The following is a 22,174-nucleotide window of genomic DNA, read 5'->3' as shown; positions in this document are numbered from 1 at the left end:
TTTTAAGCTAATCCTAAAAATCTAAATATAGTTGTTGTTAAAAAACATACTATAAATGCAATTGTAGTTGGTAATATAAACCCTACAAAAGTCCACTTTGCACTTCCTGTTTCCTTTCTAATAGTAAGTAAGGTAGTTGTGCAAGGCCAGTGAAGTAAGCTAAATAACATAACATTTAGCGCAGTTAAGTAAGTCCATCCATTGTCTCTTAAAACTTGACCAAGCTCTACAAAGTTATCAAGTTCTATCATAGATCCAGTGGCTAAGTAAGACATTAATAGTATCGGAATAACTATTTCATTTGCAGGAAATCCTAATATAAATGCCATTAAAATAAATCCATCAAGTCCAATACATTTTGCTATAGGATCAAGTACTCCCGCTACATAAGCTAATACACTTATATCTCCTATATATACATTTGCAAATATCCAAGTTATAATTCCTGCAGGCGCAGCAACAGTAATAGCTCTTCCAAGCACAAACATGGTTCTATCTATTATAGAGGTATATAATACTCTACCAAACTTAGGTGTTCTATATGGTGGCAATTCTAAAGTAAAAGTAGAAGGTACTCCTTTTAATAAAGTTTTAGATAGCATATAAGATACAAGTAATGTTACAATTACTCCAAGTATTATAACTAAAGTTATACAAAGAGATGTTATAATATTTGCTGAAAATGTTGAGCTTATAGTTGATGTGAAAAATATAGTCGCTATAGCTATTAAGGTTGGAAACCTACCGTTGCATGGTACAAAGTTATTTGTTAGAATAGCAACCAATCGCTCTCTAGGTGAATCTATAATTCTGCACCCTATAACACCTGCTGCATTGCAGCCAAATCCCATACACATAGTAAGACATTGTTTCCCATGGCAACATGCTTTTTTAAATAAATGATCTAAATTAAAAGCAACTCGAGGAAGATATCCAAAGTCCTCCATAAGTGTGAATAAAGGAAAAAATATAGCCATAGGTGGAAGCATTACAGCGACAACCCAAGCTAAGCATCTATACATTCCATAAGTTAACATTTCATTTAACCAAACTGGAGCATGTAAAGCTTGTAATACATTATATATATGTGGTTCTATTAAAAATAAAGCACTAGATAACATTTGAGAAGGGTAATTAGCACCTTGAATAGTTATCCATAACACTACGCCTAAGCATAAAAGCATTAATGGTAATCCAAAAATTTTTGAAGTAATTACTTTATCTATTTTTTCATCTCGTTTAAATTTATTTTTATCTTTTATGTGTACACACAAATCATACATTTCTTTTGCATACTGATAATTTATATTGCTAATTTCATCCCTCATTGAAAGCTTATTTATATTTTCAGGAAGCTTCGATTTTATTTCATCTATGGACTTTCTATAATCCCCATCTATATATGAATCCATAGAGTCATATATACTATTATCTCCATCTATTAGTCTAAGCCCTAACCATCTTGATTTAATATAAGGTATTGCAATCTTTAAGTCAGATTCTATTATTTTTAAATTTCTCTCTATATCCTCATTATATATTATTGTTTTGTTATTATATGAGTATTTATCGTCCATTACAATATCTAATGTATTTAAAAGAGTATCAATACCAATATTATTTCTAGCAGCTGTCAATACCACTGGTATTCCTAGTTCATCTTCTAATATATCTTTATCTATAAATATTCCTTTCTTTTTAGCTTCATCAATTAAATTAATGCATAATATAACATTATCTGTAAGTTCCATTACTTGAAAAACTAAGTTAAGGTTTCTCTCTAATGAAGTAGCATCTGTAACAACTATAACTGCATCTGGTTTACCAAAACAAACAAAGTCTCTAGCAACTATCTCTTCCTGAGATGCTGCAAACAAAGAATAAGTACCTGGCAAGTCTATTAGTGCATAATTTTTATTATTATAGTTAAAATCTCCCCTAGCACTGCAAACAGTCTTTCCTGGCCAATTTCCAGTATGTTGTTTAAGTCCTGTTAAAGTGTTAAATACCGTACTTTTACCTGTATTTGGATTTCCACAAAGTGCTACAACATACTGATTGTCTTTTCTTTCTATATCAAATATGTCTTTCATTGCCTTTATCTTTGTTGAATCATGTGTTAATCCCATTAAAATCTCCCCCTATTCTTACCTTAGATGTATGAAACTATTATTTTTTCTCCCTCTTCTTTTCTTAAAGCTATCATAGTTCCTCTAATATTATATATAGTCAAATTATCTTTAGGACCTCGTCTTATAACATCGATTTTCGCTCCTTTAGTAAGCCCTAAAGCTAACATTCTTTCTCTAATGTATCCATTTGATAAAAGTTCTTCTACTTTTACAGTGGTTCCAGTTTTTACATTGACTAATTTCTCCATGACAATACCTCCTTGATGATATTTAAAGTTAGCCTAAACTAACTTTTTATAATAAATCATATGTTTGTCTGCATATATTTGTTACACAGAGAATAAATATATTTTAAAATTTATAAGATTATATTTATTTTTCGTATAAATATTTTTATGTATTAAACTATTAAAATTTTTATGGAGGATTTAAATGAATCAATATTACACATTTAATGAATATATAAAAGACCATGAATTAACGCCTAGCGAAGAAGATTATGTAGAAATGATTTATAGATTGTATCTTGAAGATCATGATATAAAAGTTGCAAAGCTAGCTAAATCTTTAAATGTCAAAACACCTTCTGCAAGTAATATGGTTAAAAGATTGCAAAATAAAGAATTATTAATTCATGAAAACTATGGTAAATTAAAATTAACTTCCAGAGGTGAATTTATTGGAAAAACACTTTTACTGAGACATAATGCTATTGAAGAATTTTTAAGAATAATTGGTGTGAGTAGTAACTTACATGAAGAGACCGAAAAAATAGAACATACAATAAGCCATGAAACTTTAAATAATATTATAAAATTAGTTAGTTTTTTTAATGAAAACAGTGACATTTTAAATAAATATAATAACTATAAAACACTTTAACAATATTATAAAATAGCATATGTATATGCATATGCTATTTTATAATTAAAACCAACTTATTTGAGCTTTTTCATAATTAGCCTTATAATCTTTTATAATATCTTCCATCTTATATAGTAAATTGTATTTTTTACATTCCTCTTTAAAAACTCTCCATAGATTATTATGGTTACTTGCTGGATTTATATAGGATTCTTTATACGCATTTATATATTTTTGAGGAAGATTATTTCCTGGAAATAATTTGTTTAACTGATCAAAATAATATTGTCTTTGGTTTTGCCTAAGTGTAACACCTAACCCATAGGAAAAAACAAACTTTGCATTACTTTCATAAGCCTTCTTTATTATATTTTTTATGTTTTCTTCGCTATCATTTATAAATGGTAATATTGGCATTAATAATACACCTGCATATATGCCATTATCAGATAATTTTCTTATAGCTTCAAATCGTCTAGAGCTTTCACATACATTTGGTTCTATTTTTTTGCAAAGATTATCATCATAAGTTGTTATAGTTATTTTTATTAAAGCCGGTGAATGAGATTGTATTCTTTTTAATATATCTATATCTCTTACAACTAGATCACTTTTGGTTGCTATTGCTACTCCAAATCGATTACTATCTATCTCTTCTAATGCTTTTCTTGTAAGATTTAACTTTCTTTCAAATGGATTATAAGGATCACTCATTGCTCCTGTTCCTATTACACCCTTATTTCTCTTATTTCTAAGTTCATTTTTTATTATTTCTGTAGAGTTTTCTTTTGCTCTAACTCTATCAAAATTAATAATTTGATAGCAATTGCTTCTAGAATCACAATATATACACCCATGACAACAGCCTTGATATATATTCATGTTGTAATTAATTCCAAACCAATTATCATTATTCTTAGCCTGAGATACAATTGTTTTTGCCTTTATATATTGCATAACATCTTCATCCCTTTTTAATTATTATAAATTTTATTTAATACAAGCTTATATTAAATATATATTTATATTACCATAACAAAATAAAAGAGTCTTAATTTTAAAATTAAGACTCTTTTATTTTTAATTTATATTTTTTACTCAATACTAATTTTTTCATTAACTTTAGATTTATGCTCTTTATATATTTTAGTTCCTGGTATATAAATACATACTGTAGCTATAATTACAAATATAGTTATAATTATAACTTCATTATTAATTTTTGATACTAAAAATCCATTTACTACTGATCCAAAGAAATTAGTTACTATATGTACTATAATACATGCAAAAAGAGATTCATAGTGAAGATATACTATGGCCAATGCTATTCCCAGTATAGATGCATATATGCCTTGAACTATATTTCCATGCACTATACCAAATACTAATGCTTGAACTAGAATAGCTCCAATAATATTAAAGTTTTTCTTCAAATATCCAAAAATAAATCCTCTAAAAAATATTTCTTCAAATATAGGAGCACATATTACTATACTAAATAATTGTAAATATGATCCTGTTGCATTTGAAATTGTTTTGCTGACTTCTAAATAACTAGGGAATATAGTAGATAAAATAATTCCTGTTAATGCTACTATTCCATCCATTCCAATTCCTAAAATAAATAAATTAATTATAGTACTAAAACTTATTTTTTTGAAACAGTCTCTTTGAATCAACTTTTTTTTGATCGCTGGAATTAACACAATCAAGAATAATACATCTCCAATTAATACAATTGTATACATATTATTCTTAATATGCTCTTGCATAAAAACTTCACTAACAACTTTTCCAGTTTGAGCACTTTCATAAATTCCATATATAAATGCATAACCAATACTTGATATCCCTACTGCTAATTGCCATAAAATAATAAGTCCTAATACTACACCTATTGCCTTTAAATATTTTTTCATTTTTTACTCCTTTTAACCCTATAATCATTACTTTAATAATAAAGCACTTATAAAAATCACCCTTTTATTTATTTTTTAAATCTCAATGTTTTAATGTTGTAAATATATCACTATGATTTTATTTTTTCAATAATTTTTACATGAATGGGTATTTAAAAGGTATAAATGGTATATAAAAAAGTAATTTATTATAATAAATTATTTTTTATACCCTTGTTTAATATATTTTCATAATCTATAAATTCATAAATATCTTTTTTAAACACATGTGAAAACTTAAGAAGTTCTTCTATCGATAAATCCTCTATTGATTTATTATTATCCTCACAATAAATTACAATACTTCCAACAATTCTGTGAGCATCTCTAAATGCAACACCTTCTTTTACTAAGTAATCTGCTACTTCAGTTGCATTTAAGAATCCATGTTTTACTGCTTTTTTCATATTTTCATCATTTATTTTTATAGTAGCAATCATTTTTTCCATTATAGAAATACACATATTTATAGTGTTTACACTGTCAAAGAATCCTTCTTTATCTTCTTGCATATCCTTATTGTAAGCAAGTGGCAAACCCTTCATAACAGTTAAAAGACCAAATAAATTTCCATATACTCTACCTGTTTTACCTCTTATTAACTCTGCCCCATCTGGATTTTTCTTTTGTGGCATTATGCTGCTCCCTGTTGTATATAAGTCATCAATCTCAACAAACTTAAATTCTTGGCTACTCCATAGTATAAGCTCTTCGCTTAGTCTACTCAAGTGCATCATGATTATAGAAAAACTACTCATTAATTCAAGTAAATAATCTCTATCACTTACTCCATCAATATAGTTTTCTACAACTCTTTTAAATCCTAACTTTTCTTTGGTTATATCTCTATCAATGCTATGAGTAGTTCCTGCTAATGCACCACACCCAAGAGGTGATTCATCTAATATTTCCAGTGCATTTTTTAATCTCTTCTCATCTCTATCAAACATACTATAGTAAGCCATTAAATGATGTTTGAAAGTTACAACTTGAGCTCTTTGTAAATGGGTATATCCAGGCATTATACAGTCATTTCTATATGCAACTTCTTTAATTGTATTTTTTAAGTTTTTTATTAATTCAATTATATTTATTGTACTTTCTTTTGCATATAATCTCATATCAGTTGCTACTTGATCATTTCTACTGCGTGCCGTATGAAGCTTTTTACCTACATCGCCTATATTTTGTATTAAATTAATTTCGATAAAGCTATGTATATCTTCATAATTTCCTTCTAACTTTAACTCTCCATTTTCTATGTCATCGTATATTTTATTTAATCCATTAATTATAGCTGTTCCTTCTTCTTCAGTTAGCAAATTACAATAAATTTGCATGTAAACATGTGCTATACTACCTTGAATATCTTTTTGGTATAATACATTATCATAATCAAAAGATTTATTAAATTCCTCCATCAACTTGTTTTCTTCTTTTCTAAAACGTCCACCCCATAGTTTCATTTTGACCACCTCTTTTAAATTTTTGTATTAAAAAATCTCTTGGCTTAAATAACCAAGAGACGAATTCTATCCGTGTTACCACTCTTATTGATAAATTAGCTTAATAATTTAAATAAAAAATGTGATTTGCTTAAACATAAAAAAATCCCTTGGTTATAAAACCAAGAGACGAAATGTTCCGCGTTACCACTCTTATTAATAAGTTTAACTTATCCACTCTATTCTCTTAAGGCGAGATTGTCCTAATACCATACTTATTTTCAAGTATTCTTCTCCAAAGCTCTCTTCAATATAAATAGCATTACTAGACTCACACCAACTCTAGCTCGCTGAAACCTAATTTATATCTACTTTCTTCTTCATCAAATTTATCTGTATTTAATTAATAAATATTGTAGTTATATGACTATAAATAGTCAATAACTTTTTTATTTTTTTAGCTATGACTTATATTATTGATTAGAATATTTAAATTTATACATTAATTTTAAATAAAAAATCTATAGACTAGATTTAACCTATAGACTTTTATATCTCTGATAACTCATTGATAGTATATCCATTTTCATCATCGCACTCTTTATCTTTTAAAATTTTATTTGTCTTATATGCAAACACCGCTGTAACCATAACTGTTAATAAATCAGCTATAGGTTGAGTTAGCAATACTCCTTCCATGCCTATTATACTAGGTAATATGAACACTATTGGTACAAAAAACAATCCTTGTCTTGATGTACCTACTAATAAAGCTTGTTTAGGCATACCTAAAGATTGATATAAAGCAGCATACATTTGAGTAAATCCTAATAGAGGATACATAAGTATTGTTGTTCTTAATGTTTTTACCCCTATGTTTATAACTTCAGGATCATTACTAAATAAGTGAATTGCAGATGGTGCAAATACCATAAGTACGATAGTTGCTAAAGTCGAAAATATAGTAGTTCTTTTTATGGATATTTTTATTGATTGTCTTAACTTACCATAATTTTTTGCTCCATAGTTATAACTTGCAATTGGCTGAAATCCTTGATTGTAGCCAAGCACAACAAATATTACTAATGATGATAATTTTAAAGAAATTCCAAGTGCAGCTATTAAAGCTTCTCCATATGGTTTAGCTGCTATATTTAAAAGTCCCATAGATATACTTATTAAACCTTGTGTTAAAAAAGTTGAAAATCCGACTGAAAGTATTTGCTTATAAATATCCTTTGAAAATCTAAAATTTGATATACTAACCTTTAAATAACCCTTTTTGCTTATAAAGTATATTAATAGTATAGCTACAGATACGCATTGGCTAAGTACAGTTGCTACAGCTGCTCCTGCCACCCCCATATCTAATCCAAACATAAATATAGGATCCAGTATTATATTTATTACAGCACTTATAGCAACTACATTAGCACTAACTTTTATATTACCTTCTGATCTTACTATATTTGCCATTGTAGGAATCAATATTGGTAAACTAGCTCCTATCGCAATCGGCTTAGCATATTCTAGTGCGTATGGCATTATACTATCCGTTGCACCTAATAATTTTAATAACGGTTCTAAAAATATTAAAATTAATATTGTAAAAACTCCACCTAATACAATAGCTGATATTATAGCAGTTGAAGCAACTTTATCCGCTTCTTCTTTATCTTTAGCACCTAACAATCTCGCAATATATGAAGACGATCCTACTCCTATCATTTGACCTATTGCATTAATTAATATAAATAATGGAAAAACTACAGATACTGCACCCATAGCTAATGTATCATTTAAAAAGCCTACAAATGCAGTATCTACAATATTATATGCTGCACTTATCAAACTCGCTATTATACCTGGTATAGCAAACTTCCATATAACTTTTCCAATATCATCTGATTCCATCATATTGACTCTATCGACATTTGAATTCAAGTTTAATCACTCCCAATTTCTTATTTTATATTATCATCTTATCAAAATAGGGAGTTTATCGTTAATATATATATTCTATTACTGGTTATAACTAAAATTTATAACTAAACATGAAATCTATCTTTGATTCAATTTCTGAGTTATAAGTTCTATAAATAATTTAGCTTCATCTGATAACTCTTCTCTTTTTCTTTTAATCCATCCAATTTTAAATTCTACATTGCTATCAACAAGTGGTATAGCCCTTATACCTTTTGTTTTATCAATACTATTCCATATAGATGCAAATGTATATACATCTGTCCCTAGTATAAAATTAGCTATTGTTTCTTTATCATTTAAGTATATAGCTTTTTTTCTATTAAAGTAAGGAATTGTATTTATTTCAACATTATATGCAAGTACTGATATTGGCTCCTCTACTAAATAAATACATACCATATCCTTTAATTCATATGGATATATAATCTCATTGTTATATAAAGGATTTTTTTCACCAACATATATATGCATTTTATCTTTAGCTATTTCATTAAATTCTAATTTATGTATTTCTAGTATGTTATTCCATAACTTTCCTTGAAGATTTGATACTATTATAATCCCAATCTCAGAATCCATATTTGCAACATCCTGAATTATCTTTTCTGTATGCGTTTCTTTTAATGCCATTTTTATATTTTTGCTATCTATTTCACTATAAATTTTAATTAATACGTCTGATACATCAAAAGATTTAGCACAAGAAACATCTAGTATAAATTTTTTTTCTTTAGATAAATTTGAATACATATTTTCTATATTTTCTACCTGGTTAACAATATATTTTGCATGGTTTAAAAACTCCTTACCTTCTTTGGTTAATTCCACACCTCTATTTGTTCTATTAAAAATTTTTATATTAAGTTCATTTTCTAATTTTACTATAGCATTGCTTAAATTTGGTTGAGATACAAATAAATTTTGTGCGGCTTTATTTATAGATCCAGTTTCCGCTATTTCAATCAAGTACTTTAGCTGATTAATCTGCAAACAATCACCTCATTTCTTTCAATATTTTTAATATTAATATATCATTAATTTTATATTTGTTTAAATTTATTTATTATTTATTTTTTACATATTTTAAATATGTATGACAATTTTGTAAATTTTTTACAATTAATTTATGCTATAATGATTTCAAATTTCAGTTTTAAGGGAGAGATTAAAATTGATAAAAAATAACGAATCCTATATCAGATGTTTTTAAATATTTAGCAGTTTCAGTGCTATTCATGTTTATATGTTTTATATTTGGTCAAATGTTTTTACCTGAAAGTATCGCTTATTTAGCTAACTTTATTATGATATTGTTATTATTATTCTTAGTAATTATGGCTATTTGCTCTAAGAAAAATGCTATACCGACTAGGTTTTCAATGAATTTTGTTTATCTTTTTACATTCATTGATGGTATTACAATGTATCCTATACTACAAATGTATATAGGTGATTTAGGCTCTATTATCGTTATAAATATACTTATAGGAGTAATTGTACTATTTTCAGCTTTATCGTTTATATCTTAAAAAAGGAAGCTGGACATTACTTAGATCTTGGAAAAATTTTATTTCCTTGTTTATTAGCATTATTAGCATTGATTATATTCAATATCTTTTTTAATTTTAAAATATTCAATATTTTTGTAAGCATATTAGGTATATCAATATTTGCTGGATATATTTTATATGATATTAGTTTATTAAAATATGATATAGAACAAGGAAATATAGTAGATAGAGATGATTTATCTATACATGTTTTAAATCTTTACCTAGATTTTGTAAATTTACTTTTAGATTTATTAAGACTAGTGAGAGAGTTTGTAAAATAATATAAATTAAATATATTAACAATACTATTTAAAATTCAAAAGGTATGAAAATTTTTTTCATACCTTTTATAATTTAATATATCTGTAATTTGCTAACTAAAATACTACACCTGATTTTAGTATTATATTTGCATATGGAGTAAATTCTCCGGTTCTAACTATTGCCATAGATTCTTTAGTCATAACTTTAAAATCTTCATGAGCTACTTTAGTTATTTTTACATTTTTAAATCTTTTTTCTATTTCTTTATACATTTCGCTACTTACTGATTCTATTTCAGTTGCTATTACTATTTCTTCTACTTGTAGTTCTTCAAGTACTGCATCTAATGTATCTAAAAATGTTGGTATTCCATGTTTTAATGCTAAATCTATTCTTTCTACATTCTTTGGTATTGGAAGACCACTATCACATATTGTTAGCATATCTGTATGACCCATTTTTGCTATAACTGATGATATTTCGCTATTTATTAATACTGATTTTTTCATTTTGTTACCTCCTAAAATTTATAATTTGACACTTCATTTAATTTATTATCTAGTGCTAAATTTAATATTATAAATTTATTTAATTGTTATTTTTTTCATATTATAAAATTCATAATATCGTTTTCTTAATCTTATAATATAATATTTTTTTATAATAATCAATCTTTTTTACACATAATTTACATATTTTTTACACATTAATTTTATTAAAATTACATTTAATCTTTTTTATTAAAGAGCTTTACCTAATAATTTTGGTAATATTTTTTATTACGTACACAAGTATATTTATTTCAAATATAATTATCTTTTGATTTTTTCCGATCCTCTACTTATTAAATATGGCTTTAATACTATATTTTGAGTCGAATGTGGCTCATACTCATTTATCTTTTTTTGTATTAAGTCAAATGCAATCTTACCCATTTGTGCCGTTGGCCTGGCAATTACGCTTATTCCTAGCCCTACATAATTCAAAAATTCTAAATCATCAAATCCTACAAGTGATATATCTTTTCCAATTTTTATATTCTTTTCATTTAATGCATTTATACACCCTAACATCATCATATTGTTACTAACAAATATAGCTGTAACATCTTTATTATTTTTTAATATATTTACTGTTTGTGTATAACCTGAATCAACATGAAAATCGCCCTCATATATATATTCATCTTTTATTGATATACCATTTAAGGTTAAAACTTCCTTGTATCCCTCTAATCTTTCAATACTAGGTTTATTATATAAAGGTCCTGTTATTATTGCAATATCTTTATGCCCTGAATTAATTAATAAATCTACTCCATCAAATGCACCCTTTTTGTCATCTATGAATACTCCATCAAAGTTACTATAAATCAAATCTCTATCTACAAGAACCACAGGAATATTTAAGCTTTTCAACTTCTCAGAGTATTTTTTACTATTTTTTAAATTACTTGAACAGGGTGTAATTATTACTCCTCCTATATCAAAATTAGATAGTGAGTCTATTATTTGAAATTCTCTATTTATATTCTCATTACTATCAAAAGAAATTAAATTATACTCATTTTTTATTGATTCTTCATTTATTCCTTTTAATATATCTACAAAGAACCAATCTGATAAGTCAGGTAATATTAAAGCTATATTTTTTGTGTGTAAGTTTCCATCTTCACTTTTTAATTCATTTATTGCATTCTTTATTAATTCTTTCGTTTCTGACTTTACATACCCAGAACTATTTAAATATCTAGATACAGTTGCAATAGAAACACCAGATTTATTAGCTATATCTTTAATTTTAAGATTCATATTCTCCCTCTTTTCATATATATTGTACATTTAAGTTTATTCCCAAGTTCCAGTATCATTTTCCTGATTTGATTTTATAATACTTATATATCTTTATCAAGATATTTTACATATGTTTTACATATTTTTTTCAGTTTAATCATGTATATTCAGCTACATTTTAAATACTTTTATCATATTTAATTAATTTTATATTCGCTTCGCTCATAGAGCCAACGACTTCGTCCATTGCTCTTAAAATATCATTTTTTACGCTAGACACAATGTATGACATCACTCAGCTACAGTAATTATTAACATATTCTAAATCCTTAAACGTAAAAAAACACACCCTTTAAAGGGTGTGGTCTATATTTAAAATTCTTTATTAGAATTCTGCATTCTTTGGAGTTCTTGGGAATGGTATTACGTCTCTGATATTTGACATACCAGTCATATACATTATGATTCTTTCAAATCCTAATCCGAATCCTGAGTGAGTAGCTGTTCCGAACTTTCTAAGTTCTAAGTACCACCAGTAATCTTCTTTGTTTAATCCCATTTCTTCTATTCTTTCAAGTAATTTATCTTCTCTTTCTTCTCTTTGAGATCCTCCAACTATTTCTCCAACTCCTGGAACTAATAAGTCCATAGCTCTAACAGTTTTTCCATCTTCATTCATTCTCATGTAGAATGCTTTTATATCTTTTGGGTAGTCAGTAACGAATACTGGAGCCTTGAATATCTCTTCTGTTAAGTATCTTTCATGCTCTGTTTGAAGATCATCTCCCCAATTAACTGGATATTCAAACTCATGACCTGATTCTTGTAGCATTTCTACAGCTTTTGTATAAGAAAGTCTTGTAAATTCAGAATTTACTACATTGTTTAATCTTTCTAATAATCCTTTATCTATGAAGCTATTGAAGAATTCCATTTCTTCTGGAGCATTTTCCATTACGTAGCTTATTACGTATTTTATCATGTCTTCAGCTAATTCCATGTTATCTTCTAAGTCAGCAAAACATATTTCAGGCTCTATCATCCAGAATTCTGATGCATGTCTTTGTGTGAATGAGTTTTCCGCTCTGAAAGTTGGCCCAAATGTATAAACATTTCTAAATGCAAGTGCCATTATTTCAGCATTTAATTGACCACTTACTGTTAAGTTTGCTTCTTTTCCAAAGAAATCTTTAGAGTAATCTATTTTTCCTTCTTCAGTTGTTGGGATGTCTTGTAAATCCATAGTAGTTATTCTAAACATTTCTCCAGCACCTTCACAGTCACTTCCTGTTATGATTGGAGAATGTGCATATACAAAGTTTCTATCTTGGAAGAACTTGTGTATAGCATACGCTGCTAAACTTCTTACTCTGAATACCGCAGAGAAAGTGTTACTTCTTGGTCTTAAGTGAGCTATTGTTCTTAAGTATTCTAATGTATGTCTTTTCTTTTGTAGTGGGTATGAACTATCAGATTCACCTTCTACTACTACATTAGTTGCATGTATTTCAACTGGTTGCTTAGCACCTTCTGTTGAAACTAATTCACCTTCTACTAATATTGATGAACTTATTGGTAATTTACCTATTTCTTTGAAATTTTCTAATTTATCTTCAGCTATTACTATTTGCATATTTTTAAAGAAACTACCGTCATTTAATTCTATGAATCCGAAGTTTTTAGATGTTCTAGATGTTCTTATCCATCCAGCTACTTTTACAGTTTTTCCTACGTACTCTTCTTTGCTTCTGTATAATTCTTTTACAGTTAAAAATTCTTGTTGCATTTTAATTCCTCCTCATTAATTTAAGTAATTTTTCGAACTATTTTATATACATTTTTTTATGAATGTGATTTTTAGTTCTTAAATATTAGTTTTGATGTATAAGGATGTAGCTTTATATAATAAAAAAGCCCCTCATCCCTATAAAAAAGGGACGAAAGACTTGTTATTCTCTCGCGGTACCACCCTAGTTGCCAAATATTTGACCTCTTAGTTAAGCATTGCTTACAGTCTGTAACGGGACCTCCCGTCTAAGCCTACTCTCATTTGATTTCGGTTAGAGACTCCGAGATGTTCTTCAATATAAATTTCGTACTGAGCTTGCACCATCCTCAATTCGCTAAAACTACCTTTTATATTTACTCTTCTCTTCATAGTCTTTGCATTAATAGTATTTCAATTATTTAAGAAGATTATACCAACTTATATTTTTTAAGTCAATGCTTTATTTTTTTAGTTTTATCTTATTTTATGCTATATTTTCCATACATATTTTTTATTTTTTTAACCCTTTACTTGTTTTTTTTAAATAAAACATTGATAATACAATTTTGTATAATTATATAATAAACTAAAAATGATATTATACTAAATATATTTATTTATATATTTTGTTATATTTTCTTTTATATTTCTTTTTTTGTATATCATTTTCAAAAGCTAAATCTAAACATCTATCATCGAGCATGATATAACATATTTTTTTATTTTTATTTATTATAAAATAGTGTCCCATACTTTTTACATTAAGACCCACTTCATGACCACATAAATGTAATATTAGATTTTTATAATCTATATCATTTACTTTACAATGTAAGTAATAATGGAGAATCCTTTCATCATCTTCTAAATTATATTCTTCATTATCTTGTATTGTTATGCAATTTAAATTTTTTATAAGTTTTTTATTTTTTACATAGTTTCTAATTCTTACAGACTCTTTATTTATATTATCTTTTTCTTCATACACATTCATTATAAGTATAATATCATCGTCTTTTTCATAAATATCTTCAAATATTTCAAGAGCCTTATTATAACAATATCCTATATATCTTTTATCATCAGTAAAATATTTATAACATAATTCTATAGTTAATATGTGTTTTCCCTCTTCACCTTTAAGTTTTAATATAGGAAATTCATTTTTAATATATTCTCTAAGTGAATTCATTTTATTTCCCCCTTTTTATTACTTTAAGATATTAAAAATAAATTTTAGAAAAATTAAAGTAAAAATTTATTTTTACTTTAATAAATAATATTTTACATAAAAAAAGTAGCAAAATAAATATTTATTTTGCTACCTTTCTAACTAATTAACTTGTTTTATGAAGTCTTCTTGTGAAGATGCTGTTACTAAGTCATCTTCTACATATCCTACAAATTCACTGCCGCATTCACCTATACACATATCTTCTACTTCTTTTCCTAATAGTGCATTTTTTAAATCATCTATACTCATTCCAGAACACATTGAACATACTTTTATCATAACTAAATACCTCCTAAATTTTTGTTTAACTAAGTTGTCTTTTACATTAATATATATACACCACAATTAACTTTTTAAACAAAAAAGTTAAAATTAAATTATTTTTTTTATTTTATTAAATTTAATTTATAGTATTCGTTTAATCCTTAAACTTTACCAAATATAATATTAAAAATTACTGCCTTTTGATTATTTTTTAATATTTAATCAATACTCATAGTTAGGAGGTGAATTTTATGAAATATCTTCTAATCTTTCTAATTGTTTTATCATTTATAGCTCCATCTACTAAAGATGATGATTCTTTTAAAAATATATTTAGAGATAGTTTTTATAATTATATAACTTGCTTAGATAATAGTGTAGATTACTTAGTCGAAAATGTTCCTGCATTTTCTAGCATAGCTGAAATGCCATATGAAAAAGCTTATGCAAGCATTATGAAAGATAGGCATTTAATTAAGCACTTAGTTTCATCTGGTGAAACTTTAGATGACATTATAAGGCTTTATAATAACAATATTGATGATATAGAAAATTTTAGGAAAGTCGTTTATAAGGAAAATGAAGGACTTATATCTGAAGACTATCAAGTACAATCAGGTTCATATATTGCAGTCCCTTGCGAATAATTAGTATCAAAATAACAGTTTGTTAAATATTATAATATGTAAATCATAATATTTAAGGGGGAGAGTAATTTGAAAAGTGATTCAAGGGTATACAATGAAAACTATTCAATAATTAGATTTTTACATGCTGTTCCTAGGGGTAAACCTGTAGATATTTATTTTAATAATAGTTTATTTTTTAATAGAATATTATTTACTCAGTTTACACCATATATATATGTACCCGAAGGAACATATGAGGTGACTGTATTTAAAGCAGGAACTAGGGAAAATCCTATGCTAATAGCAAGTTTAGAAATTCAAAGAGATAAAATGTCTACACTAGCTATGACTGGATATGAAGGAGATTTAGAATTATTACTTATTGATGAAGCTAAAGAAGAATCAGAAAATAGAGATTTATCAAAAGTTAGAATAATTCATTTATCGCCTAATTTACCAGAATTAAATATTTATTTAAATGATGAATTGACTTTTCCAAAAGTGGATTTTAGAGAAGTTACAGAATATGTTGAAATTCCTGCTTATAATATTTATACTCTTGATATTTTACTTGAAAAATCAGGCAGACTTCTTAGAAGTAACCAAATAGCAGTAAATGTGGATAGAGTATATTCTTTATATTTACTAGGTAATTTTGCAAACTTCCAGGTATTTCAATCAAGAGATGGCACAGCATTTGTAAATACAGTTGTTAGAGATTAAATAAAAAATCCGCTTCACTTAAACCACTGCATAGGAGCTACACTTCATGTCGCCAAACGACTTCGTCCGTTGCTGAAAAATGTAAAATACCTCAAAGTATTAGATATTTTATCTATTTACTTTGAGGCTTTTTTAGAGATATTATTTATCTATAATCTACTTCCGTCATCAACCCACTCTTTAGCTTCTTCAACATTACTTAAAGATGGTATTGACACTTTACTTTCTGGCTTTAACTTATCTATATCAGCCCAAGCAGCTGTCTGTGCATTATTTGTTGGTCTGTGCTTAGTAAGTCTTTTGTTATTAGCACCACTTAATGCTTTAGCTTTTTTACTTTGCAAAATAATCACCTCTTTTTTTCTTTTGTATTATTTTTAACCAATAATACTCATAAAATACTTCCTATTCAAGGTTATTTGCAATTTGGATTATAGTTTGCTTTAAATCCAGCTTTCCATACCCACTAGAAATATTTGGATATATATATATATCTTTTTTACTTGCACCTAACATTAAATATGTTTTTATCGTCTCTGTAAATAAAGATATCTTACTATAAAAGCTCTGTGTTTTAAAATATTCTAAAAGTAATGATATTACACCACAAACTACAGACGTACTTACTCCAGTTCCAGTTGCCGTATTATACGATTTATTTTTAAATGGAGCTATTATATCAACGCCTGGAGCAACAATATCAGGCTTTATCATTCTATTTTTAACAGGCCCTTTTGAAGATCCTATCCATATGCTATCAGTCTTATCGTTATAGCAACCTATAGTAATTATATTTTCTGTAGTTGCACACAATGTTATAGTTGAACTTGAATTAGGATCTATAAATCTTGTTTCAGTAGATATAAGGTTTTTATTTGGTAAATATATGTCGTAATCTCCATTTACTATATATTCAGGTAATATTCTCAAAGTCCATATCCCAGGCTTTATATCAATTAAGTTTATAACTAATTCCTGATTTCCAGTTTCTAACCATGGATATACAAACCTCATCTCATATTTTGTATCTTCTATATTAAATCGCCCTCTATATAAATAATATTCAGGAGAATATTGAATAATATAGCTTAGCTCTCCTGATGGAGATATTAATGATGCACTTATTTTATCAGGTCCAGTTGTGCATAATACTATGTCTAGATTTATCTGCTCTCCAACTTGTATTATAATATCTTGATTATCATTTATACCTTTCACGTTACCTTCATAGTGTATATCTGTATTGCCTTCATTTCCAGCCCCTCCAACTACTATGATTCCAGATTGTTTTAAATCTGAAAACGAATCTAGAAATGTTGCAAGCATTATTGCGGAAGATCTTAATCCAACTGTCAAATTTATAATCATCTGATTATCTTGTTTCTTCCATATATCTATTGCATATTTTATAGCAGCCAAAAAATCAGATTGCTGATAATTTATTTTTCCTTCACGGTAAGTATCTTTGTACTCTTTTAATTTTATTATTAATAACTCACTATCTATCGCCACACCTTTGAATTCTGGAATTTTATTTCCATATCCAGAGCATATTCCTGCTGCTATTGTTCCTGTTCCTATGGTATCTTTAGTTAAACTATCATCTTTATTTTTTAACGCTTTATTTATTTCATCTCTCTTAAATTCAGTTCCAAAAAATATGCCCTCTGGAGATTTTCCAGTTTCTAAATTTTGATCCCAAATAGCTATAATTTTACTTGTTCCATCTTCATTTATAAAATCTGGATGAGAATAATCTATTCCTGAATCAATTATTACTATTGTATTTTTTTTTCCACTTAATGTTAAATATGGATTAGTATACACATAATCTGTGCCTGCTGCTATTGTAACACTTTGACCTTGTTTTACATTATTTGTTATCTCAATTAATGTACTCATAGGTGCCGATCGTTGCCACCATGCTATAGTTTTTATGCTATTTAAGTTTTTTTCTTCAAAATCATCATTAACATATATGACTGCTAATTGGTCATTTAAAATAACATATTTCATGGTCTCATATTTTTTTAAGTCTTGTTCCATTTTAAAAATATTACCTTTAGGAATTGCTAGATATGATTTGCTCATAATATAAACAACCTCTCTATTTTAATTGCTCAAACATATTCTTTATGTTTAATAAACCATATCCATAATTTTCATTCGGATAATTTATATTTTTATTCTTTACTGCTCCTGCCTTGACAAAAGTATTTATCTTTTGTACAAAAGCTTTATCTGGGTAATTATCTTCCTCTAAGATATATTGCATAAAAAGAGCTACAGCTCCAGTTACTTGTGCCGCTGCCGCCGCTGTACCTGTTATATTTCCATACTTATTACCAGGGTATGGAGCTATAATTTTAACTCCTGGTGCGACTACATCTGGCTTTGACATTCCATTTATATTAGGTCCTCTAGAAGATGTTGGCCACAAACTATTATTTATAGTATCATATGCACCAACAGTTATAATATCTTCTAGTGTAGCCGGATAATTTATAGTGTAATTTGGATCTACATCTCTAAATTTTGTTCCATTTTTTATAAATACTCTATTTGGTAAATACATCTGATACATACCATTAGTTATATATTCTCCTACTAATTTAATTTTCCAAATTCCCTTTTTTACATTTATTAAAGTTATGTTAGCTTGCTGCTGACCCGAATATGTCGTTGGATAAATATAATTTATTATATATTGTGTGGACTCAAAATCAAATTTACCAGTAATTATACTATAATTAGATACAGGCTGCATCTTACTAACTTCTCCACTTGGGGATAATATACCTACATTTATCTTATCAGGTCTAGTTACCCATAGCTGTATATCTATACGCTCCTCATCTTCTGATAATTCTAATTCTACTATTTTTTCTTCTCCATTAAAATTTATCCGTCCTGATGTATGTGTTTGGGTATTTCCTTCATCTCCAGCACCTCTTACCTCGCATATTCCTTGTGTAAAAAATGTAGTTTTACTTAATACTCTTTGTGTAATAGCAACTAAATCATTGCTACCCAAAGACCCATTTATTACCAAAGACATTCCTAGTTCTTGTGCTTTTTCATAAACATACATCCCCGCTGCAAAATATGTCGCATTGTTATAATACTTTCCTATTTTATTTAATTTGACAACTATTAATTCAGATTCTTCAGCTATCCCTTCATAATCACCATTTACAGTTTTCAATCCAGAACATATTCCACTTAGCATAGTTCCACTGCCTTCTTCATCAGTTGATAATGTGGCATCTTTATTTTTAATAGCTTCGTTAATTTGATCTCTTGTATACTCTGTTCCTATATAGTATCCTTTTGGAGGATTTCCTTCTTTAGTTTGATCCCATAGATAAAGAATTTTAGATGTTCCATCAGGATATATAAAAGCATCATGTAGATAATCTATACCGCTATCTATAATGGCTATAGCAACACCTCTTCCATTTACGACTATATTGGGATTATTTTTAAAAAAAGTTGCATCTATATCTTCTAATACTGATACTGCTTGTGTTGTTCCTTGTTCAACCTTTGATAGTAATGCTATTTTTGTAAACGGCTCTACTGATATTACAGATTTTAAAGCCATTATATGTTCTATATTATCTAAATTTGATCCAATTATAAACACTACGCATAAACTCTCATTTATTTTATATAAATAATATCCTGTATTTAACTTTTTAAATTCATCTTCAAATTCAGGTTTATGGAGTATATTTATTCCACCTAAAATACCATGCTTAAATACATCTTTTAAATCAAAAGGAATTGTAATTTTATTTTCATCATTTGTTTGTTTACCTATATCTTCCTCAGGTGTTCTTTTATATTTTTTTATGTTTTTATTTTTTGTTATTTTTCTTTTTTTTTTAGTTTTTTTAGTAGATCTGTAGTATTCCTCTTGATTTATACTTTGTATTGTTGTTAAACTTATTTGAGATAAATCTAAAAATCCATAGCCCATTGAGTTGTTCGGATAGGTATTTCCAGTAGTACGCCTTGCATGTTTAGTTAACAATGCTTTCATTTTTTGAGAATATAAATATAAATCATTTTTATTAACTATTCCCCACTCCATCAAAAGAGCTACTGATCCTGTCACATGGGGTGTTGCCATACTTGTTCCGGTTAATGCACCTGTGTTTCCTCCTGGTAAAACAGATACAATGTCTTCTCCTGGTGCTAATAAATCGGGCTTATAAATCCCATTTTCTATATCTCCCTCTCCAGAAAATATAGATACATTATCTGTTCTAGAGTTAAAACTCCCTACAGTTATAACTTTGCTAGCTGTTCCTGGAACAGTTACAGTAGCTCGTTTTGTAGGGCTAACGAATCTTGTTTCTTTACTCAGTCCTTCTGATGTTGGCAAGTATATATTAACATTTCCTGAAATAACATCTATTGGTATAAATACAATTTTCCAAATTCCTTGATTTATATATTCAACTGAACTCATTTGAATTGTTATTCTTCTTATTAGTGAGTATGGAGGTATAGGATAAAAATACCCCTTTATTCTTGTCTGATCTATAACATTTTTTACTTCTCCAGAAGTTAAAGATATTGATTGCGTTTGCTTGTTTGATGGGCTTATTAAATATACATAAAAATTGTCTATATAGTCTGGCCATATATTAATATTTAATAATTTTTCATTTGGTCCTACTATAAATTCAACTTCAAATTTTTCTGAACCTTTTATATTTATATTTTTATGGCCGCCCTTATCTGCGTTGTTTCCAGATGCTACACAAATATTATTTTTCCAAAATCCAGCCATTTCATCTATATATTGTTCAAATAATGATAAACCTTTATGAGATCCTTCATTACTACCATAGCTTATATTTATAGATATTGGCATTTTTAATTCTAGTGCTTTATCTAGTACAAATTTAATAGCTCTCATAAATTCTGTACTTTTTGAAAAAGAATCTGTCTGCCTTCTTCCAACTCTTACAACTATCATTCTAGCCTCTTGTGCTATTTGGCTACAAATACCAGCTACATGAGTGCCATGGCTACTTGTTGTAGATATTGGTATATTAATCTCTCCTTTTATTGCTTTGTTTATATCTTCATTAGTATATAAAGTACCTTCATTAAACCCTTGTGGTGGATTACTCCCTATTGATTGGTCCCAATAATACAGTATTTTAGAGTTACCATCTTTATCTCTAAATTGTGACAAAGTATAATCTATACCTGAATCTATAACACCTAGTATTGTTCCTTTTCCGGTCAAATTATATCTTTGTTTAAATCTAGTTATTCCAGTTGCTGAAAAACTCTGAGTATCTTGAGTTTCTAATATAAATGGTTTTTCTACATATTCAATTTCCTCATATTCTAATAATCTATTTATTTTTTCTTCAGTATCTGCAATTATTATTGCATAATTATATCCTAAAAGTTCTATAGATACTTCCAGTTCATCTCTGATCCTAAGTATATTTCCATTATATTTAACTACAACTTCATAATCCATATCTGCTTCCTCCTTTCTTTATAATTTTTTGATTTAAAGTAATATATTA

General features: G+C 27.4%; 18 protein-coding genes, 1 pseudogene and 2 other annotated features. Of the genes and pseudogenes, 4 read left to right on the top strand and 15 right to left on the bottom strand.

All coding sequences use genetic code 11. The annotated features are described in order from the left end of the window. Window positions 1–2: 2 nt before the first annotated feature. Together feoB and NWE74_RS17515 are read right to left on the bottom strand one after the other, a co-directional pair. Window positions 3–2,129 (bottom strand): ferrous iron transport protein B, encoded by a 2,127-nt coding sequence (feoB, locus tag NWE74_RS17520; RefSeq protein ID WP_258244255.1) that lies wholly within the window; start codon window positions 2,127–2,129, stop codon window positions 3–5. A 23-nt stretch (window positions 2,130–2,152) separates the two neighbouring features. Next, a complete protein-coding gene (locus tag NWE74_RS17515) occupies window positions 2,153–2,380 on the bottom strand; it encodes a FeoA family protein (RefSeq protein WP_092722608.1) in 228 nt (75 codons plus the stop codon). 184 nt (window positions 2,381–2,564) lie between these two features. Here NWE74_RS17515 and NWE74_RS17510 point away from each other — a divergent pair, with 184 nt between their 5' ends. Further along, window positions 2,565–3,014, top strand: a complete 450-nt coding sequence (locus tag NWE74_RS17510; protein WP_258244254.1) for a metal-dependent transcriptional regulator — start codon at window positions 2,565–2,567, stop codon at window positions 3,012–3,014. A gap of 45 nt (window positions 3,015–3,059) precedes the next feature. On the opposite strand, the gene NWE74_RS17505 is transcribed toward NWE74_RS17510, so the two are convergent. The 5 genes from NWE74_RS17505 to NWE74_RS17485 all read right to left on the bottom strand — a co-directional run bounded on the left by NWE74_RS17505 (window position 3,060) and on the right by NWE74_RS17485 (window position 9,378). After that, a complete protein-coding gene (locus NWE74_RS17505; protein ID WP_258244253.1) occupies window positions 3,060–3,953 on the bottom strand; it encodes an SPL family radical SAM protein in 894 nt (297 codons plus the stop codon). Between the two features lie 137 nt (window positions 3,954–4,090). Further along, window positions 4,091–4,918 (bottom strand): CPBP family intramembrane glutamic endopeptidase, encoded by an 828-nt coding sequence (locus NWE74_RS17500; protein WP_258244252.1) that lies wholly within the window; start codon window positions 4,916–4,918, stop codon window positions 4,091–4,093. Between the two features lie 188 nt (window positions 4,919–5,106). After that, on the bottom strand, window positions 5,107–6,423 hold the full coding sequence (gene argH / locus NWE74_RS17495) for an argininosuccinate lyase (protein ID WP_258244251.1): 1,317 nt from the start codon (window positions 6,421–6,423) through the stop codon (window positions 5,107–5,109). A 161-nt stretch (window positions 6,424–6,584) separates the two neighbouring features. Next, window positions 6,585–6,795, bottom strand: a binding site (T-box leader). 156 nt (window positions 6,796–6,951) lie between these two features. Next, window positions 6,952–8,346 (bottom strand): MATE family efflux transporter, encoded by a 1,395-nt coding sequence (locus NWE74_RS17490; RefSeq protein WP_258244250.1) that lies wholly within the window; start codon window positions 8,344–8,346, stop codon window positions 6,952–6,954. A gap of 117 nt (window positions 8,347–8,463) precedes the next feature. Continuing rightward, window positions 8,464–9,378 carry a LysR family transcriptional regulator gene (locus NWE74_RS17485; protein WP_258244249.1) on the bottom strand — a complete coding sequence of 305 codons (915 nt, stop codon included), beginning with the start codon at window positions 9,376–9,378 and terminating at the stop codon, window positions 8,464–8,466. A gap of 245 nt (window positions 9,379–9,623) precedes the next feature. Here NWE74_RS17485 and NWE74_RS19330 point away from each other — a divergent pair. Then, a pseudogene (locus NWE74_RS19330) lies at window positions 9,624–10,222 on the top strand (Bax inhibitor-1 family protein). A 96-nt stretch (window positions 10,223–10,318) separates the two neighbouring features. Here NWE74_RS19330 and rbsD read toward each other — a convergent pair. From rbsD to NWE74_RS17450, 5 genes are all read right to left on the bottom strand, one after another. Next, window positions 10,319–10,714 (bottom strand): D-ribose pyranase, encoded by a 396-nt coding sequence (rbsD, locus tag NWE74_RS17470; RefSeq protein ID WP_258244247.1) that lies wholly within the window; start codon window positions 10,712–10,714, stop codon window positions 10,319–10,321. Window positions 10,715–11,017: 303 nt separating this feature from the next. Continuing rightward, window positions 11,018–12,016 (bottom strand): LacI family DNA-binding transcriptional regulator, encoded by a 999-nt coding sequence (locus tag NWE74_RS17465; RefSeq protein WP_258244246.1) that lies wholly within the window; start codon window positions 12,014–12,016, stop codon window positions 11,018–11,020. 367 nt (window positions 12,017–12,383) lie between these two features. Next, the gene (gene asnS, locus NWE74_RS17460; RefSeq protein WP_258244245.1) at window positions 12,384–13,784 is read right to left on the bottom strand and encodes an asparagine--tRNA ligase; all 1,401 of its coding nucleotides are present in this window, start codon (window positions 13,782–13,784) and stop codon (window positions 12,384–12,386) included. Between the two features lie 144 nt (window positions 13,785–13,928). Further along, window positions 13,929–14,165, bottom strand: a binding site (T-box leader). Between the two features lie 214 nt (window positions 14,166–14,379). Continuing rightward, the gene (locus NWE74_RS17455; protein ID WP_258244244.1) at window positions 14,380–14,958 is read right to left on the bottom strand and encodes a DUF3885 domain-containing protein; all 579 of its coding nucleotides are present in this window, start codon (window positions 14,956–14,958) and stop codon (window positions 14,380–14,382) included. Between the two features lie 141 nt (window positions 14,959–15,099). Continuing rightward, window positions 15,100–15,279 carry a hypothetical protein gene (locus tag NWE74_RS17450; RefSeq protein ID WP_258244243.1) on the bottom strand — a complete coding sequence of 60 codons (180 nt, stop codon included), beginning with the start codon at window positions 15,277–15,279 and terminating at the stop codon, window positions 15,100–15,102. A gap of 236 nt (window positions 15,280–15,515) precedes the next feature. Here NWE74_RS17450 and NWE74_RS17445 point away from each other — a divergent pair, with 236 nt between their 5' ends. Then, complete coding sequence (locus NWE74_RS17445) at window positions 15,516–15,911, top strand: hypothetical protein (RefSeq protein ID WP_258244242.1); 396 nt, start codon at window positions 15,516–15,518, stop codon at window positions 15,909–15,911. A gap of 69 nt (window positions 15,912–15,980) precedes the next feature. Next, a complete protein-coding gene (locus NWE74_RS17440) occupies window positions 15,981–16,616 on the top strand; it encodes a DUF4397 domain-containing protein (RefSeq protein WP_258244241.1) in 636 nt (211 codons plus the stop codon). A 149-nt stretch (window positions 16,617–16,765) separates the two neighbouring features. Here NWE74_RS17440 and NWE74_RS17435 read toward each other — a convergent pair whose 3' ends face one another. Genes NWE74_RS17435 through cspBA form a run of 3 tightly spaced genes read right to left on the bottom strand, consistent with a single transcriptional unit; the run spans window position 16,766 to window position 22,125 of the window. Then, window positions 16,766–16,969, bottom strand: coding sequence for a DUF3787 domain-containing protein (locus NWE74_RS17435; protein WP_334292573.1), 204 nt, complete (start codon window positions 16,967–16,969; stop codon window positions 16,766–16,768). A gap of 52 nt (window positions 16,970–17,021) precedes the next feature. Further along, on the bottom strand, window positions 17,022–18,707 hold the full coding sequence (gene cspC, locus NWE74_RS17430; RefSeq protein WP_258244240.1) for a bile acid germinant receptor pseudoprotease CspC: 1,686 nt from the start codon (window positions 18,705–18,707) through the stop codon (window positions 17,022–17,024). 16 nt (window positions 18,708–18,723) lie between these two features. Next, window positions 18,724–22,125, bottom strand: a complete 3,402-nt coding sequence (cspBA, locus tag NWE74_RS17425) for a bifunctional germination protease/germinant receptor pseudoprotease CspBA (RefSeq protein WP_258244239.1) — start codon at window positions 22,123–22,125, stop codon at window positions 18,724–18,726. Between the last annotated feature and the right edge of the window lie 49 nt (window positions 22,126–22,174).

Origin of the sequence: Romboutsia lituseburensis (assembly GCF_024723825.1) — a bacterium.
GTDB classification, from domain to species: domain Bacteria; phylum Bacillota; class Clostridia; order Peptostreptococcales; family Peptostreptococcaceae; genus Romboutsia_F; species Romboutsia_F lituseburensis_A.
This window is presented reverse-complemented; position numbering and strand designations above follow the sequence as displayed.